Origin of the sequence: Acidicapsa ligni (assembly GCF_025685655.1) — a bacterium.
GTDB lineage: Bacteria > Acidobacteriota > Terriglobia > Terriglobales > Acidobacteriaceae > Acidicapsa > Acidicapsa ligni.
In genome coordinates, this window is record NZ_JAGSYG010000001.1 from 20,895 (window position 1) to 38,281 (window position 17,387).

At 56.1% G+C, this 17,387-nt stretch carries 12 protein-coding genes and 1 tRNA gene; 5 read left to right on the forward strand and 8 right to left on the reverse strand.

What is annotated here, in order from left to right; translation table 11 throughout:
• Positions 1-16: 16 nt before the first annotated feature.
• A complete protein-coding gene (locus tag OHL19_RS00135) occupies positions 17-1,993 on the reverse strand; it encodes a transglycosylase SLT domain-containing protein (protein ID WP_263355531.1) in 1,977 nt (658 codons plus the stop codon).
• A gap of 175 nt (positions 1,994-2,168) precedes the next feature.
• On the opposite strand from OHL19_RS00135, the gene lepA reads away from it, so the two are divergent.
• A complete protein-coding gene (lepA, locus tag OHL19_RS00140) occupies positions 2,169-3,980 on the forward strand; it encodes a translation elongation factor 4 (protein WP_263355533.1) in 1,812 nt (603 codons plus the stop codon).
• A 456-nt stretch (positions 3,981-4,436) separates the two neighbouring features.
• Here the strand turns inward: lepA and OHL19_RS00145 are convergent, their stop codons facing one another.
• The 3 genes from OHL19_RS00145 to OHL19_RS00155 all read right to left on the reverse strand — a co-directional run bounded on the left by OHL19_RS00145 (position 4,437) and on the right by OHL19_RS00155 (position 8,694).
• A complete protein-coding gene (locus OHL19_RS00145) occupies positions 4,437-5,099 on the reverse strand; it encodes an OmpH family outer membrane protein (RefSeq protein WP_263355534.1) in 663 nt (220 codons plus the stop codon).
• A 359-nt stretch (positions 5,100-5,458) separates the two neighbouring features.
• The gene (gene bamA, locus OHL19_RS00150; RefSeq protein ID WP_317890530.1) at positions 5,459-8,398 is read right to left on the reverse strand and encodes an outer membrane protein assembly factor BamA; all 2,940 of its coding nucleotides are present in this window, start codon (positions 8,396-8,398) and stop codon (positions 5,459-5,461) included.
• 107 nt (positions 8,399-8,505) lie between these two features.
• Positions 8,506-8,694: a CPXCG motif-containing cysteine-rich protein gene (locus OHL19_RS00155; RefSeq protein ID WP_263355535.1), complete on the reverse strand. Its 189-nt coding sequence runs from the start codon at positions 8,692-8,694 to the stop codon at positions 8,506-8,508.
• A 132-nt stretch (positions 8,695-8,826) separates the two neighbouring features.
• Between OHL19_RS00155 and OHL19_RS00160 the strand changes: the two genes are divergently transcribed.
• A complete protein-coding gene (locus tag OHL19_RS00160) occupies positions 8,827-9,330 on the forward strand; it encodes a glutathione peroxidase (protein WP_263355536.1) in 504 nt (167 codons plus the stop codon).
• Positions 9,331-9,528: 198 nt separating this feature from the next.
• The gene (locus OHL19_RS00165; protein ID WP_263355537.1) at positions 9,529-10,017 is read left to right on the forward strand and encodes a MerR family transcriptional regulator; all 489 of its coding nucleotides are present in this window, start codon (positions 9,529-9,531) and stop codon (positions 10,015-10,017) included.
• 585 nt (positions 10,018-10,602) lie between these two features.
• On the opposite strand, the gene OHL19_RS00170 is transcribed toward OHL19_RS00165, so the two are convergent.
• The 3 genes from OHL19_RS00170 to OHL19_RS00180 all read right to left on the reverse strand — a co-directional run bounded on the left by OHL19_RS00170 (position 10,603) and on the right by OHL19_RS00180 (position 14,297).
• A tRNA-Pro gene (locus OHL19_RS00170) sits at positions 10,603-10,679 on the reverse strand.
• A 98-nt stretch (positions 10,680-10,777) separates the two neighbouring features.
• A complete protein-coding gene (locus tag OHL19_RS00175; protein ID WP_263355538.1) occupies positions 10,778-11,050 on the reverse strand; it encodes an oxidative damage protection protein in 273 nt (90 codons plus the stop codon).
• Positions 11,051-11,624: 574 nt separating this feature from the next.
• Positions 11,625-14,297, reverse strand: coding sequence for a ribonuclease R family protein (locus tag OHL19_RS00180; protein WP_263355539.1), 2,673 nt, complete (start codon positions 14,295-14,297; stop codon positions 11,625-11,627).
• A 201-nt stretch (positions 14,298-14,498) separates the two neighbouring features.
• Between OHL19_RS00180 and OHL19_RS00185 the strand changes: the two genes are divergently transcribed.
• Complete coding sequence (locus OHL19_RS00185; protein ID WP_263355540.1) at positions 14,499-14,753, forward strand: hypothetical protein; 255 nt, start codon at positions 14,499-14,501, stop codon at positions 14,751-14,753.
• Between the two features lie 288 nt (positions 14,754-15,041).
• Positions 15,042-15,530 carry a bactofilin family protein gene (locus tag OHL19_RS00190; protein WP_263355541.1) on the forward strand — a complete coding sequence of 163 codons (489 nt, stop codon included), beginning with the start codon at positions 15,042-15,044 and terminating at the stop codon, positions 15,528-15,530.
• Positions 15,531-15,671: 141 nt separating this feature from the next.
• Here OHL19_RS00190 and murJ read toward each other — a convergent pair whose 3' ends face one another.
• Positions 15,672-17,339 (reverse strand): murein biosynthesis integral membrane protein MurJ, encoded by a 1,668-nt coding sequence (gene murJ, locus OHL19_RS00195; RefSeq protein ID WP_263355542.1) that lies wholly within the window; start codon positions 17,337-17,339, stop codon positions 15,672-15,674.
• Between the last annotated feature and the right edge of the window lie 48 nt (positions 17,340-17,387).

A 17,387-nucleotide genomic window follows, 5' to 3' on the forward strand; every position in this document is an offset into this window, starting at 1 on the left:
ACAAGTATGTAAGTAGCTACTTCTGTATATTTTTCTTCTTTGTACTTTTGGGAGTTTTGCTGCCCTTTTTGGAATCGCCCTGTTTATGCGCCTCTGACGCACTTTGCGTCTTGTTCGAGGACTTTGCGACTGTCTTCTTTATTGAATAATTTTCTTTCTTATTTGCTGCTTGCTTGCCTGAAGACTGCTCTGCGCCACCATACTTTGAGGCTTTGCCGTGAGCTGGAATGCTCTGCTTAGCGCCTTGCGTAGAGCGGTGATTACGATCGCGCGAATGCGGCGCGAGGTGTACGGGTTCGGTGACGCGAATGCGCTGGCCTGCGGCTACACTCGCTCCGATGCCGTGATTCCAACGACGCAAATCTTCGAGCGAAACACCGAAGCGGTCGGCTATGGTGACCAGCGTATCGCCTCTGCGCGCCCTGTAAACATCGGTGCGAGCGGCAGGTGCTGAAGGAAGAGGAACAGGAATCACGAGCGCTTCGACGCCATCGAGTGAATCGTCGGCGTGGAGTTGATTGACCGTCGCCAACTGGTCTGCACTGACGTGGAAGGTGCGGGCGATGCTGGCGAGTGTGTCTTCGCTGGACACGCGATGGTAGCGCCATTGCGCGCGGCGATCTTCCGGGATCTCGGAGATGCGCTGCTCATAGATCGCTGCGGTTCCAGAAGGAACGTGGAGATCGAAGGGCGACTCGAGCAGCGATGGAGGGGGCGTGGCGAGCCGCAGCAGGCTTGGATTGAGTAGAGCCAGCTCTTGTGGATCCGAGCCGACAATGTCGGCTACCAATCGCAGATCGACGGAGTAATTGATTTTGACCGTGTCGTAGGTGATCGGCGGATCAAGCTGTACGTCATCGAATCCGTACTGCGTGGGATTTTTAGAGATGATGATGGCCGCGATAATTTCCGGCACGTAATCCTTGGTTTGCGCGGGAAGATTATTGCGTTTGTAGAGCTCCCAAAAATCGGCATAGCCGGTCTTTTGCACGGCCTGCTGCACGCGGCCTGTGCCCCAGTTGTAGCCGGCCATTGCCAGGTACCAATCCCCCAACTGGTTGTAGATGAATTTCATATATTTGGCCGTGGCGTGGGTGGACTTCTCGGGGTCGAAGCGCTCGTCCACATAGGCGTTGCTGGCCAGCCCGTAATACTTGTCGTGAGGCATGAACTGCCACATGCCGCCGGCGCCTGAGCTGTGATTGACGACCTGCGGCTGAAAGGCGGATTCGGCAACAGCCAGATAAATGAGATCCTGCGGAACGCCCTCTTCAGCCATGACGCGCTGGATCATCGCCTTGTAGCGGCCCGAACGCTGGAGGGAATGCTTCAGCGTATTGTGGCCCTTTTGCGTATTGGCGAAAAAGTTGATGTAGCTGGCGACATAGTCGTTGATCACGAGCGGGATGTCGGATTTGGTGGTGACGAGCTCAGCCTTGGCCTTGGCGACGAGGTTGGGGTCTACTTCAAAAGTGACATCGTTGGCCACGTCGGCGGGTGTGGGTTCGATTGCCGGAGCGAAGCCGTTGCCGCGCTTCAGGGCGTCCATCTCGAGAGCGTTAACGGCGTCGAGGATGCGATTGAATTCGTCATCGAGTTGAGGGTCTGCCTTGATGTCGAGGCCGCTGGCGAGCATGGAGTCCACGGCGGTGTCGAAGTCTTTCTTAGCCTGTACCAGCTGCCCCTGACGGTAGTGCGTCTGGCCGCTTTGAAACGACTGCTCTACCCTGGCGATCAACTGCTGCGTATGCTGCTGCGCTGGCGTGAGCACTGCTGCGGGGCCGGCAGGCCTGGATGCTGGCTGCGGAGCAGGCTGTTGCAGCGCCGGGGCAGCGGCTTGTGCTCCACCAGTGGAGGGTTGAGCCGTGGTCGGCGTTGCCGGGCAGCCGGACAGGCCAAGAACAAGCACTCCAAGAGCGAGCAGCAACGACACTGTGGATGCCGAGGGCATGTGTGCTGTGCGACCGAAAATGCGCGTTTGAGCGATACCCATCGGTACAATATCCATCTGGATCCATCGGGACAGGACAACCTATAAAAATTAGACGTGCCACCAGGTGGTTTCATTGAACCGGGTCGCAGAGCATCAGACACTTTCCCGATGATAAGCTATGAACTTAGGGACAATCTCGCTGCAACTTGCGAATCTCCCTTTGTGACGTCTTCTCATGGATTCAAGCCTTCTCCGAAATTTCGCGATCATTGCCCATATCGACCACGGTAAGTCGACGCTCTCAGACCGTTTGCTGGAGATGACCGGCTCCCTTACTGCGCGTGAAATGCAGGCGCAGGTGCTCGATGCCATGGATCTCGAGCGCGAGCGCGGCATCACCATCAAGGCTCATGCCGTGCGCATGATGTACACGGCGAAGAACGGCATCACGTATCAGCTCAACCTGATCGACACTCCGGGTCACGTTGATTTCAGCTACGAGGTGTCGCGCTCTTTGGCCTCCTGCGAGGGCGCGCTGCTCGTTGTGGATGCGAGCCAGGGGGTGGAGGCCCAGACGCTGGCGAACGCCTTCCTGGCCATCAGCGGCGGCCTGGAAATCATTCCGATCATCAACAAGATCGACCTGCCTTCCGCGGACATTACGCGCACGCAGGAAGCTATCGAGCAGGCCGTTGGTTTGGACGCGACGGATGCTATTCCGGTGAGCGCGAAGACGGGTTTGGGCGTTGGAGACATACTGGAAGCGATTGTGCATCGGTTGCCGCCGCCAAAGGGCGACATCGATGCTCCGCTGCAGGCGCTGATTTTTGATTCCTGGTTCGATCCATACCGCGGCGTGGTGGTACTTGCCCGCGTGGTCAACGGACGCATGAAACAGGGACAGAAGATTCGTTTCATGTCGAATGGCCGCACGTTTCTTATCGATACGCTGGGTGTGCTGACCCCTAAGCCTGTTCCCATAGCCGAGTTGACTGCAGGCGAAGTCGGTTTCTTCACGGCGACGATCAAGAACGTGGCTGATACGAAGATTGGCGATACGGTTACGGACGATGAGCATCCGGCGGCAGAGCAACTACCCGGCTTCATGGAAATCATGCCGATGGTCTTTGCGGGCCTCTACACGGTCGATTCGCATGAACACACACTGCTGCGCGATGCGCTGGAGAAGCTGCGGCTGAATGATTCGTCGTTCTTCTTCGAGCCGGAAAGTTCTGTTGCGCTCGGCTTTGGCTTTCGTTGCGGGTTTCTCGGGCTGCTGCACATGGAGATCATCCAGGAGCGCATCGAGCGCGAGTACAACCTGGACCTGATCACGACCGCGCCTGGCGTGCGTTACAGAATCACGCTGACGAGCGGTGAAGTGGTCGAAGTCGAGAATCCTTCACGCTGGCCTGAGCCTACGAACATTGAGACGATTGAAGAACCGATCATCAACGCGATGATTCTCACCAACGAGGAGTATGTCGGCGGCATTCTCAAGCTGGTTGAAGAAAAGCGTGGGCGACAGAAGAACTTTGAGTATGTGACTCCGACGCGCGTGATGTTGACGTACGAATTGCCACTGAATGAGATCGTGCTCGACTTCTATGATCGGCTCAAGTCGGTCTCACGCGGCTATGCTTCGCTGGATTATCAGCTGGCGGGCATGTGGGAGTCGCCGATGGTGAAGATGGATATCCTGGTGTCGGGAGAGCCGGTCGATGCTTTGTCCATCATTGTGCATCGCGAGTTTGCCTATGAGCGCGGCAAAGCGCTGGTTTCAAAGATGCGCGAGCTAATTCCGCGGCAACAGTTTGAGGTCGCTATTCAGGCTGCGATCGGAGCAAAGATCGTAGCTCGTGAAACGGTCGTCGCGCTTCGAAAAAATGTGATTGCAAAATGTTATGGCGGAGACATCAGCCGAAAGCGTAAGCTGCTTGACAAGCAAAAAGAGGGCAAAAAGCGGATGAAGCGGATCGGCAAAGTCGACATTCCGCAGGAAGCATTTCTTGCCGTTTTGCGGGTTGGCGAGGATACGCAGTCGTAGCACATCCTATGTGCAATACGGCTCAATCTCGCCATTGGCAGTCATCGTCTATTCACATGCATCTGTGGAAACCTTTTGGGCAAGCAAAAAATGCGCGAGCCTGCACTCATCAAAAAAACTTTGGTACCGTTCCCATAAATTTTGTTGATTAATAAAGGCTTATAACCTTAACCAAAAAATGCTGGGTATTGGCAATAGGTTAATGGGGAAAATTTTCGCTTTTTTGCCAAAAAGAATCCACAGAATTTTCCACAGGTCGGGCTGGGGTATTTCTTAATTTTCCCGTTTGATAATTCAGCCGGATTTGAAATGATTTTCGTAAATTGCGGGAATGTTACGGAATGAGCATTTTTATATAGGCAACCGGGTAATTGGGCGGGTGGCGATCTGTAACCCGATAACGCCAAACAGCCCCGAGGTTCCGGGGCTGTTTGGGGTAATGACCCTGCCGTTGAGTTAGTTCTTGGGGGCAGCGGCCGGAGCCTTCCGCGTAGCTGCAGGCCGAGGGGCCTGTCCTGCTTCGGGAGCATTCGGCTGTGCAGGAGGTGCAGGTACGCCGGACTTGGTGTTGTAGGCCAGGATGATCGGCTGCGTGATGTTGGTGGACTCTGCTGCCCACAGAACCGGGCTCTGCTGCTGGCTCACATCAACTACGAGCGTGAAACCCTGCTCCTGAGCGTAAGAGGAAACCACTTCGTAGACCTTGGAAGCCAGGGTGTTGTACATATCCTGGATTTCCTGCTGGAAGTCATTCTGCGCGTCTTCGGCGGCGCGCTGAAGCTGCTTGGTCTTTTCGTCGATGGTCTTGGCGCGGCTGGAGCTTTCTGCCGGTGTAAGCTTATCGCCCTGGGCCTGCAATGCCTTCTTCAGGCCTTCTATTTCGTCGTTCTGGGCCTTGAGTTGAGCGCGCTTGGGCTCGAATTTCTTCTGGAGATCAGCGAAGTTGCGCTGGCCTTCATTGGTTTGGGCTACCGCTACCTGAAACGCGAGTACTGCTACCTTGGCCGGGATCGCAGAGACGGTTACAGCAGCTGGTGCGGCCGGTGTTTGGGCAGCGGCGTTCAAGGCAGTCGGAACAAAGCCTGAAGCCAGAAGGGCAAGTGCAAGAGTACGCTTCATTTGAATCGGAGACTCCTTCGATATTCCTGATGTGTGCCCGCATTCCTTCGGGGAAGCAAGACATTGCTTCCTGTTCAACCTCTCGAGTCTTTACGGGAATCTCTCTGGCCGAAGGGCAAGAGCGGAACTGGAGTAAGACGCGGACAGAGACGTCAGCAGGAACTATAAAGGATTATAGGAGCGGGGATGGGGTTGGTCAAACGTTCGGAGCGTAAAAATCCCAGTAAATACAAGGATTTTTGCAATATTTAAGGACCGTGCAAACCCTACTGCTGTATTGTGTCTGATCGCGGCGCATAAATTTACAGGGGCTGCCTGAATTGGCAGCCCCTGTGGTTGGTCTTGCCATGAACCTGGCGCTAGAAGGTCGTCGATACTGTCAGACGAAATTCCTTACGAGGTTCGCGTAACTGGTATTGCGAGCCGTAAAGCTGGATGGCCTGGGCATAGGAGTAATCGCCTGCGCCGCCCGGTGGGAACATTTCACGCGTGATCAAGTGCTGACCTGGATCGATACGCTGGAGACGCAGCGGGTTGAAGGCGTAGTAGACGCGGATTGGAGCGTTGATGATAGGAGCCAGTACCTGCAGCTCCGCGCCGGTAGACATGCGTGGCACGAAGTTGGTACCAGTCAACGGGCGAATCAGGTCGTTGAACTTGATCTGCACGCCGCCCACGCAGGCGCCGTTGTTATAGACAGGGCAACCATAGAGTGGAGCGTTGAGACTGGCTGCTCCTTCAGGACTCTGCTTGAGCTGCGTTTTGGATAGCGCAGCGTCGATGCCGAAGTCATTGAAGAAAGCAAAAGTGACAGGTCCCATGATGGGGATGCGGTACTCAATGTTGTTGGTGAAGTTGGTATCGCCGCCCACAGACACGATGCTGTAGACCGGCAGAGGAACCTGGATGCACTGGTTCAACTGCGGATTGTTAGGATCGCGCGGAACGCACTGTCCATCAGGGTTGGTCAGATTGAACAGGATGCGATTTGGAATATAGGCGTAGGGCGTGGTGCTGCGAACTTCGAAGCCACGCAGATCGCCTTCGCCGCCGGCGTAAAAGCGGTTGTTTGGCGGTGCTACATCGCCACCAAAGCCCTGGATGTACTTCAACTCGGTGCGTATGCCTAAGACATTTCGACCGTCGGGAGAAGGGAAGAAATTCTTCATCGGCATGAAGCGCTTGTAGGCGACCGCGGGGAAGACATAGCGGACGTTTCCGCCGATACCGGCAACCTGCAGCACTGCGGAAAATTCCTGACCACTGCGCGGGCGCTGTGGATTATTGATGGTGTTGTAGATGTAGCTGAGCGAGGCTGAGCTGTTGATGATGCCATCCAGCGCATTCTGTCCCTGAATACCGGAACGGAAGTTGATGGTCTGGAAGAGATTCTGCGAAGCAGTACTGAACGCTGTGATCGACGAGCGCGTCAAAGAGTAAGTGAAACCTACGCGCTGGAAGTTATGCTTCGGAAGCGGGTAGCTGACGGAGGCGTTCAGACCTGTCGAGGTGTTGTTGTAGTTCTGCACCAGCGATTGTTGCTGCGTGGTGAGATTGGCAGCCTGGCCCGATGCGCCAGCAGCGTTCTTTGCCGCGTTGTAATCCGTCTTGGTATTGAAGAGCTGGAATCCCAGATTCAACGGACGATTGCGGAGGTAAGGCTGCGTAAAGCCAAAGAGGAACTGGCGATTTACGTTGCCGAGATTGGCCTGCAGGCTGAGTGTTTCGCCCAGACCGAGGAAGTTGTTGGTCTGATAGTTGAGACCGAGGAAAGCGCCTTGCAGACCGGAAACGCCGCCGTTCAGGCCGATTGAGTTCTTGCCCTTTTCCTTGACCTTGAGCAGCAGGTCGACAGTACCGGCTTCGGTATCCTGATGAGCTTCGGAGTCCTGGTCCACCTTGAGAGGATCGAAGTAATCGAGCTGGTTGAGGCGAAGCAAGCTGTACTCCCAGAGTTGGGAGTTGTAGACCTGGCCTTCTTGCAGCAGCAGTTCGCGGCGGATGACACGATCGCGGGTGAGCGTGTTGCCCTGAATCTCGATACGGCCGACGTAGAAGGGCTTGCCTTCATCGATATCGATATCGAAGGAGACGGTCTTCTTTGCATCGTCGAAGTTGGCCTTGGGAATGGCTCCGAAGTTGATGTAGCCGAGCTGCCCGTAGGCCTTCTTGAGGTTATCGAGGCCCTTGCCCATCAAGGTGGAGTTGAAATACTCCCCATCTTTAAGAGCAAAGGTTCCACGCAGCGCACGGACGTTCTTGACGGCCTTGTTGCCGGTGAAGTTGATGCCGCTCAGGCGATAACGATCGCCTTCTTCAACGGGCATGAGGATGTCGATCCGCTTGCCCTTGTTGGGGCGGAAGGTAATCAGCGAAAGGCCGCCCTGATCGCGAATCTGCGTACGCGGCTCTTCGACGGCGGCGTTGTAGTAACCCTTGTCGCGATACGCGAAACGAACACGCTCTGCGTCTTCTTCAAGCTTGGTGCTATCGAAGGTCTTGGCGAAGAGGTTTTCAAAGATCAGCGAGTAGGGAATGCCGACCGGGCGCAGGTTCTTCATGGCGCGGCGAAGAACAAGGCTGCTGATGTGCTGGTTGCCGACAAACTTGATATTGCCAACCTTGACCGTCGGGCCTTCCTTGATATTGAAGATGACCTGCACGGAGGCCGGAGGAATGTTCTTTACCTCGGGCGTGATCGTGGCGAACTGGTGACCATGCTCGGCGAGCAGCTCTCTGAGCACAGTGACGGCGCGCAGGATCTTGGTGGCGTCGTACTGGCCCTCGACGGAGAACGGAACCTTTTCTTTCTTGTAGCGATCCAGTACGTCGGACTGGGTAACTGAGTTCAGTCCGTTGTACTTGATCTCGCGGATGTTTGGCTTTTCCCGAAGATAGATGTTCAGGATGACGCCCTTCTCCGAGTCCTCGCGCTCGATGCGCAGGTCTTCGAAGTAACCCGTGTTCCACAGTGAGTTGAAGTCTCGCTCGGTCGATGCGGGATCGTATGTGTCGCCTGGATGGGTGAACAGGCGGGCAAGAACCGTTTCCTTAGGAATGCGGCGATTGCCGATCACGCGAATCTGATCGATGGTATTGGATTGTGCAACGGCGAATGTGCCGGAGATCACAAGCAGCAGTGCCGCGAACACCCGGACCATCCCAAAACGACGGAGGCCGGCACCGTAGCCATTGAGGCTGCGGAATCGGGTTCGCCCGAAGTTCGCCACTGCGATACTCTGCGGCGAGCAACTGGACGGAGATGGTGCATGGTTCGACTTGACGGGAAAAATAAGCACACCCTCACTGCTGAAAAATCGGTTCCTGATCGACGCCTGATCAACGAAAGTCTGATTATATTGCGCCACACCAGTCGTTCCCAAATGGGTTCAATCTGATGTGCCCCTTAACTTTCCAGCTCCGACTCGATCCGGTATGCTTCTTGCCATTCGTCCCACTCAATTCGCAGAACATTGGGCTTGCAACACACCTGACAATCTTCCACGTAGGTTTGCCGGCGACCTGCCGACTCGTCCACGATGGTTTCGTTCCACTCCCCGCAACCTGCACATTGAAAACCTGCATCGCTGGGCACGTGGGTTACTCCTGCATTTACCGTTTCCAGTCTATCGGAAGCGGGCCGGGTTCGCCTTGCATCACTACGTCAAACCGAACGGGAGCTGCATCTTTTTAGACGTATGATGTAGATTCTCGTGAGGTCTGCTCCATGACAGATGCAATTCGACGGCGAATTTACGATTATTCTGCTGCTTCTCTTAGTGGAGATGACATTCCACTGGCCCAGTATGAGGGCGAGGTACTGGTGATCGTCAATACTGCCAGCAAGTGCGGTTTCACGCCGCAGTACGCGGGTCTCGAAGGACTTTATAAACAATATATAGATCGCGGCGTTGTGATTCTGGGATTCCCCTGCAACCAGTTCGGGGGACAGGAGCCGGGTACATCGGCAGAGATTGCGCAGTTCTGCGAACTCAATTATGGCGTGAGCTTTCCCATCTTTGCCAAAATCGACGTGAACGGGCCGAATGCTCACCCGCTCTACAAATTTCTCAAGCAGGAGAAGCCGGGAATCCTGGGAGTGGTTGGCTTGAGCGCAATCAAATGGAACTTCACCAAGTTTCTGATCGATCGCGAGGGCAAGGTGGTGGGGCGATATGGTTCCAGCACGGCGCCTGCGGATCTTGCCGCGGCCATAGAGAAGCTGCTTTAAATAACAGCTCCAGCCCTTCGCCCAGACGCGCCTGGGGCCTGCAGCGCTCGATGGGGCCCGTTAGCAGGATGATTACCTGCCCGGCGGAATTTCACCGATTGGAAAATCCGCTGCTGTATTTTCTCCGGCAACGCCTATACTGCAACTTGGGCTACTGAAGAGTTTCCATCCCGTTCGAAAACCCCTTCGGAGGATAGGATGGCCACACAATCCGCCAAGCAGCACGCGGCATCCACTGTTGAGATTCCTGACAGACTCTACTTTCGCATTGGCGATGTTGCACGCATCTGTGGAGTAGAGCCGTACGTGCTTCGATTCTGGGAGACTCAGTTCCCCAGCCTCAAACCCAACAAGGGCGGCACAGGGCAGCGACTGTACCGGCGTCGCGAAGTGGAGCTGGCGCTGCGCATCAAGCAGCTTGTCCACGAAGAGGGATACACGCTGGCCGGGGCACGGCAGGCCTTGGAGTCTGCTCCGCGCACGCGAACCGTAAAGCAGGCGACTGCATCCGTTAGCGAAGAAAATGCCCAGCAAAGGCTGGATGCCGTAACCGCAGCCATCGGGCGCGCACGGGCGGAGCTCCGGGAACTGGCGAGCCAACTGGCGGTACCGCATCCGAGTGCATCGCGACGACGGCCACGGCTGGGCAGCTTCCAGGTCTCATCCGAGTCGCTGTTCCCTTCCTAGGCTTTGATCCTGTGAATGTTCCCATTTTTGCGAGAGTCACTTTTTTTGCGAGATTGAAATATCTTAATTTGAGTAACTTTGGTAATATGGAATTTATCCCAGCGGCGAATCGGCTTACTCTTGCAAGAAGCCATTGCGAAGTCAGATCATAGAATTCCTCAAAATAGCCGACTTTTTGCGATCAACCCGATATCAGTGACACCTTTTCAGGACCGAAACGAGCCCTCTTATGAACTGCCCTTATTGCGGTACGTCTAAATTCCGGACATCCCGGCTGCGGCTGACAGATGCTCCTCGCCTGGCGCTTCTGCGGTTCCCTGTACGCTGCCGCCTTTGCCGCGAACGCTTTTACGTCGGAATCTCCCTGGCGCTCAATTTGCTGCAGGCTCAGCGCACCCGCCAAAGAGAAGAAACAGCTATGCGGCTTGCAAAGTTCAAGACCAAATAAAGAGAAAAAACTCCTGGCTTAAGAACGTCGGCGAGATTACTGCGCCATCAGGCCTCTAAGCAACAGGTTTGTGTCAAAAACAAAAGGCACCCATTCGTGGGCGCCTTTTTGCTTTTGGTCAATGAGTCATGAATCAATGGTCGGGACGGGCAGATTCGAACTGCCGACCCCTCGCACCCCAAGCGAGTGCTCTACCAGGCTGAGCCACGTCCCGACACAGTACAGCCGACCCGGAACGAGTCAGCGTGGGGTTACATCTTCAGTTTACACGAGCTTGCGGCTGCGTGAACCCCGAGCGCAGAGAATGCAGAACTAGCGCGATGGCGGAACATACTCGGCAGGCAGGGCTGCGCCGTCGCCGAAGAAAAACTCCTGCATCTGCTCCACGAGAAAGCTCTGCGCCTGCGGTGTCCAGGGCTGCAGACGGTACTCGTTCAGCAGCATCTTCTGACGCTCGGCCCACTCGGCCCAGGCTGCCTTGGAAACGCTCTTGTAAATCTTCTGTCCAAACTCGGAATCGAAAGGCGGCTCGTCGAGGCCTTCCATCTCCTTTTTGTTGCGTACGCAAAAAACCATGTGTGCCATTTGTTCTGAGCTCCTGAATTGATTGTAGGGGATGTCTGTTTAAAGTGATCTCCCGAACAAGGACATTCCCCTATTGCGATACGTTTTATTGCTGAATGACCAGCTTTTTCGTAGAAGAGATACAAGCCATTTGCATCGCTCCACTCTGCTCAGGTTCTAGCGGGCAAACTTCGAAATCACCGTATATTCGAACGTACCTTTGATTTGCGTCAAATAGCCGTTTGAGATTAGGAGGCATTTGCGGATCTTCGTTATCGAGTTCGGACAACTTTCCGGGACCGCTCAAAATGCCGTAGAGATGCCTGGTGCCTATCGGCCATAGCCTGAAAGCTGGTGTTCCATTGCTTTCAGACAAACGTCCATGCACCCATCTACAGGACTGAGCAACCTCAGGCGTCTTACAAAGAATGATTCTATAAGCGGGCTTGTGCGCCGCTGCCAGAGAAGCCGGGAAGAGGCAAATGGCGAAAAGGTACCCGAAAGCAATTCGGCGCATGGGGCCACTATAGCTCAAATTTATATGTCCCCATAGCTAGTTAAATATGCGAATTGAAGATACCCAATGCTTGATAAGCTATTTCCGCCTGCGGCCTTTATCGGCAAACTTGCGCTTCCCTGCCGGGCGAACTTCTTTCTTGGCCGCCTTGGCATGTTTGGGCTTGACCGGGGGTTTGGGAGCAGGCTTGCCCGCCTTCTTGCCTGACTTTTTGAGAGCAGCGGGCAGGCGTGGTTCGATGAGGGCGAATTGGAGTTTGCGTTCCAGAGCCAGTACGCGATCGAGGATTACTTTTACCTGTTCCCCGGCGCGGTAGATGCGGCCGGTGTGTGCGCCGACGATTTCGCGGGTATTTTCGCGATAGGTGTAGCGGTCATCGATGAGGGTTTCGATGGGCACAAGGCCCTCGACGAACAGGTCTTTGAGTTCGACAAAGAGGCCGTACTTTGCAGGATTGAGAATCATAGCGTCGAACTCTTCGCCGACGCGATCCTGCATGAAGCGGACTTTTTTCCACTCCACCAGTTCGCGCTCTGCTTCGGCGGCGCGGCGCTCGGTGATGCTGGTTTCAGAGGCGATGGCGGCTAGTTCGGCTTCCGAAATGGGTGGCTCACCGGGGAAGGTCGGGGTTGGGAAGGCCGGGGTGGCCTTGGCGGTCTCGCCGGGCTTACGCAGGTCGCGGATGCCGAACTTTTTGCCGAGGTTTTCCTGGGCCTGTCCCTCGTTTGTATGCGACCAGGGAGAGCTGTGGCGATCCTCGGCAAGAGTGCCGAGCGCCGTGACTCCCGAGCGCAGCAGCGATTTGGTGATGCGATGCACGATGAGGTCGGGATAGCGGCGGATAGGCGAGGTGAAGTGCGTATAACTGGGCGCAGCGAGCGCGAAGTGCCCCTCGTTGACCTCGGAGTAGCGTGCCTGTTTGAGCGAGCGCAGCATGAGATAGCTCAAAATGCGCTCCTCCGGCTTGCCGGCGATGCGTGCGCTCAGCTTCTGGTACATGCGCGGTGTGACCGCGATGTCCTCGGGGACTTCGTATGTCCTGGCGTCGCGTTCGTTGCGGCCGCCACGATGCTGCTCGCGACGATCTCCTCGTGGCTGGAATTTCTTTACAGGCAGCGCGCCTAATCCGAGGGAATAGCCAAAGGCAGCAGCAGCATCTTCAAAATCGACGACGCGGCGTGGATCCGGCTTCTCATGGATGCGGTAGATGGAGGGTACGTGCAGATCTTCGAGCCAGGTCGCGACGCACTCATTCGCGGCGAGCATGAACTCTTCAATGAGGCGGTTGGCCCAGGTGCGTTCGGCCTTGGTGACGCCCTCCATCTCGCCTGCGGCGTTGAACTCGATGATGGGTTCGGGCAAGTCAAAGTCGATGCTGCCGCGCGCGCTGCGACGCTTGTTCAGACGGCCTGCAAGCTCACGCATACGCTCGAAATCGGGGACGAGACCTGTGTAGCGTTCGCGGGTGGCTGGGTCGCCTTCGAGGATTTGATGGACCTCGGTGTAGGTCATGCGGGCGGCGGAGCGGATGACGCCTTCTACGATCTCGTAGCTTTCTATTCGCGCATCCTCTGTGAGGCGCATGATGCAGCTCAGGACGAGGCGATCTTCCTTTGGACGCAGGGAGCAGATGCCTGTGGAGAGATCATGCGGAAGCATGGGAATCGCGCGGTCAGGGAAATAAACACTGGTGCCGCGCAGGCGCGCTTCAAGATCGAGATCGGTGCCTGGGCGAACGTATTCTGCTACATCCGCGATGTGGACCTGTAGTTCCCAACCTCCGCCTTCGACCTCTCGAACAAGGATGGCATCATCGAAATCGCGGGCGGTTTCGCCATCGATGGTGACGATGGGGAGATCGCGAAAATCGCGGCGTCGCGCTACTTCTTCAAGATCGAGATGAGCGACTCGCTTTGCTTCAGCGAGAACGTTGTCGGGAAAGATGCGTGGGAGCTGGTGCTTGCGGATGATCATTTCGACATCGACGCCGAAGTCGTCCGGACTGCCCAACACTTCGATAACTTTGCCCATTGCCGGGCGTGTGGGCGTGGGCCAGTTGGTGATTTCAACGTCGACGACGAGACCTTCCAGATCGTCGTAATGCGCGGCTGCGCGGGCTTCGTCCCCGAGGACACGATGCTTGGTGTCAGGCGCGGCTTCGGGTAGCTCTGCGCCCTCGGGAATGAGGATGGGCTGCGACATGCGCGAATCAAAGGGCACAACAAGATGGCCGCGTTGTTCGCCGGGAATGAACGCTCCACGACGCCCTTTTTTGCCGTAGTGAAAGACGCCGACGATGGTGGGGTTGCGACGCTCGAGGATGCGGGCGATGCGGCCCATGCGGCGGCCGTCGCTTTTCGGAGGCCCGACCTCGACGAGAACCTGATCGCCCTGCATGGCGCCGTTGATTTCGTTGGGTGGAATGAAAATATCGTCATCCCCCGTGGGGGATTTCGCACCCTGACCGGGAAGCAGGCGGACGAAGCCGAAGCCATCTCGGTGGAGATCGAGGCGGCCTGCGGCGAGGTTTTCGCGCGTCTGGCCAGCCCGGTTCTGCTCTTGCGCAACGATTGCCCAGTGTTCGCGATCGACTTTAACGAGTTCGCCACGGGTGGTCATGCGATCGAGTTGTTCGAGCAGCTCGCGGCGCTGGCGGCCGCCACCCATGCCGAGTTCGCGTACGAGTTGCTTATAACCAGCCTTTTGCCCGGCTGCGCGGCTGATGTGACGATGGAGTTCCCGGTCGGTCATAACTTCCAGAGTAGGTCATTCCGCTGTTTTCTGTTTATAAGGAGAAAAAAAATGCCCTTTCGCGAGGCTTCTGAGCGCGCGTTTTGATCCATAAACCGTTTTGGTTCACTGTTCCTTTTTGAACATTTATGACACGGGGAATTAACTCGGCATCTGATTCTTTAGATCCTCTAAAAATTGCTACGCCGATGGAGGTTAAAGATGAACGCTAAGATACAGGATCAGCATCCCCCTCGAAATGCAGAGCAAGTTAACGACAGCTTGTACGGTGCTGTTAAGGATGAGGTGCAACACGAAGTTGCACATATGCGGGATTCAAAGACGCCGGTAGATCCGACTCAGAGCGATGTACTGGTTCAAAAGCATGTAAATGGGTTGGTTATGACCCTGTTTGCGCTTGTCGCCGTGATCCTGCTGGCGGCGATCACGATCATCGCGCTTCACGGACATTCTTGATTTCTCTGCTTTTGCGACTATCTATAACTTGCCTCTAAGTGCCTATCTCGCGAGGGTTAGCGGGATGGTGCACTGTGCTGTTTTATACACGCCATTGCCTGCTTTGAGTCACCATGTTACTGCTTTGTCGTGGAGAAACCAGAGGGTGCCCCTATGCGGCTACAATCTCTACAAGCCAGATGTTCGATGCAGTGAAAGCAGATCCAGGAAAGACCTTCTATTGGTAACGCACCTGCTTCATCCGTCTTATTCCGAAATTCGGACAGGAAAGGAAGTCAGCGAAATCGTATGTGGAAACCTAATCAGCCAGGAAATAATTCTCCGACCCCCACCCCAGAGCCCGCACGTCCAGCAGCTACACCCGCCCCAACCTACGAGCCACCAGCGCGTGCAGCGGCACCGACTGGCGATCAGGCAACGATCGGCAAAGGTCTAGTGATCAAGGGCGAAATCAGTGGCTCTGAGTCGCTCTTTGTTGACGGAAAAGTTGAAGGCACTATTAATCTCCCCGGTAACCGCGTCACTGTTGGCCGCAATGGCCAGGTAGCGGCAAATATAACTTCACGTGAGATCGTCGTTCTGGGCAAAGTTCGCGGCAATGTTATCGCTACCGATCGCGTGGACATTCGCAGTGAAGGCGCACTTACAGGCGATGTAACAGCGGCGCGCATCAGCATTGAAGACGGCGCGTTCTTCAAGGGCGGCATCGACATTCGCAAGCCGGATTCCAAGGCCGGTGCTCCCGCAACCTCTGCAGCAGAGCCGGTGAAAGCCTAAAAGCCTTCCCGCTGGATTGAAAACATCCGTTGTTGAGGCGCAGGTAAGAGCCATCGTGCGCGGTGGCTCTTATTGTGTTTTAGCCGCGTTTCAGCTGCATTTTAGCTGCATTTTAGAGATGTCCCATTCTCGCCAGTCCGACTAGCCAGCCCTGCGAACGAGTCCCAGGCGGGTCAGCGCCATTCTAGGCAGCGCAGAGCCGAGCCGGTCGAGCAGTCCTCCAGCGACCGCGAGCCAGATTGCGCCGCCGACGATGAGCTCTGCCAGATCGATCCAGCGGTTGTGTCCTGGCACCACTCTGCCGGCAGCAGTTACCGCCAGCCAGACGACGGCGCCGCCGATTGCTCCGGCGACGACACAGCGGCCAAGCTCCCGCACGTCGATGCTGGCGAGGGATACCATGCGCCGCTGATGCAGCAGTACGGCCAGCGAAGCCGTCTGCAGGGCGATGCCGAGGTCAGAGGCTATCGCAAGACCCATTGCGCCGTGGAAGTGGTAAAACGAGGCGTAAATGGGCAACGAAACCAGCGTAACGATAGTGCCCGCAACCATTGGGACCAGCGTGTTGCCTGCCGCGTAAAAGGCACGTGCGTAGATGGCCTGGGCCGACCAGAGAAATAACGAGATCGAAAAGACCGCGAAGAAGACTGCTGTCTGCGACGAGGCTGCGGAATCGAACTTGCCTCCGCGCAGAACGAGATCCACCAGTGCGGGGGCCAGGGCGATCATTCCTGAAGCAGCAAGTATCCCCATAGCCGCGACACGCGAGACGGAATCGGCAACCTCTGTGGCGAATTCATAGCGCTTTTCCTGTGCCCAGAGGCGCGCGAAAAATGGCATGGATGCTGCGCCTGCGGCCTGCGCGAGAACGGCCATCGGCGCGGTGAAGAGTTGCTTGGCGTAGTTCATGACGGAGACTGCACCGTCGGTCTTGGACGCAAAATGGGCGATGATCCAGTTATCCGCTGTAACCAGCGAGATGCCGACCATCAGCGGAATCGACAAGCGCACCCATTCTCGAAAGCCCTCGTCCTGCCAATCGAGGAGGGGGCGATACCGAGTTCCCACGCGCCACGCGCCTATGGCATTGAGAAGAAACGGTCCGACAAATGCCCCTGCGACCGTGCCGATGGCCACCGAAGATACGCCGATCTTTTTGTACAGCAAGACACCGCCGACGATCGTGCCGAGGTTATAGATCAACGGCGTCACAGCTTGAATGCTGAACTGCTTTCGAACCAATAAAACGGCGCCAAAAACACCGCCAGCGAAGAAGCATAACTGGGCTGGAAGGAGGATCCGCGTGAGGCTCACACACAATGCAGCCTTAACTTCATCGAAGCCGGGAAACCATGCGCGGATGAACCATGGAGCGAGCAATTCAGCTATGAGAATGGCGCCTGTAAGCACCAGGACCATCGTAGTGAGAATGACGGAGAGTGATCGTTCTCCCTGCGCTTCGCGGCCTGTGTCCCTGTATCGGGTGAGGATGGTCACGAAGGTGATGGAGGCTGCACCGCCGACGAGAAAATAGGAAATCATGTCGGGCAGCACGAACGCAGCGTTTAACGCATCCGCCTGCATGTCGCGGCCAAAGAGCAACGCAAAATACTTGACCCGCACCAGCCCCATAAGTCGCGAGAGTACAGCCGAAACCATCAGCAGCACCGTCGCGGTATAGGCGGTGTGGCTGTGCGATGGGCGCAGCATCCCCAGCACGCGTGCAAGACGCGACGGCGGCGAGGGACGCGGACCGACGGCGGGAGAGCCGATTTTGTCCTGTTGACTCGCTGGTGGGAGATTGCTCACAGGCTCGATTTTACAGGGGTTGTTGTTTGCCGAGATTTACATTGCACC

What these genes read in the sequence shown, in the direction of transcription:
- OHL19_RS00190 (WP_263355541.1), top strand. Translation starts at nt 15,042, where the DNA reads ATGTGGAAACCTAATCAGCCAGGAAATAATTCTCCGACCCCCACCCCA.
- OHL19_RS00180 (WP_263355539.1), bottom strand. Translation starts at nt 14,297, where the DNA reads ATGACCGACCGGGAACTCCATCGTCACATCAGCCGCGCAGCCGGGCAA.
- OHL19_RS00135 (WP_263355531.1), bottom strand. Translation starts at nt 1,993, where the DNA reads ATGGGTATCGCTCAAACGCGCATTTTCGGTCGCACAGCACACATGCCC.
- OHL19_RS00165 (WP_263355537.1), top strand. Translation starts at nt 9,529, where the DNA reads ATGGCCACACAATCCGCCAAGCAGCACGCGGCATCCACTGTTGAGATT.
- OHL19_RS00145 (WP_263355534.1), bottom strand. Translation starts at nt 5,099, where the DNA reads ATGAAGCGTACTCTTGCACTTGCCCTTCTGGCTTCAGGCTTTGTTCCG.
- lepA (WP_263355533.1), top strand. Translation starts at nt 2,169, where the DNA reads ATGGATTCAAGCCTTCTCCGAAATTTCGCGATCATTGCCCATATCGAC.
- OHL19_RS00185 (WP_263355540.1), top strand. Translation starts at nt 14,499, where the DNA reads ATGAACGCTAAGATACAGGATCAGCATCCCCCTCGAAATGCAGAGCAA.
- OHL19_RS00160 (WP_263355536.1), top strand. Translation starts at nt 8,827, where the DNA reads ATGACAGATGCAATTCGACGGCGAATTTACGATTATTCTGCTGCTTCT.
- OHL19_RS00175 (WP_263355538.1), bottom strand. Translation starts at nt 11,050, where the DNA reads ATGGCACACATGGTTTTTTGCGTACGCAACAAAAAGGAGATGGAAGGC.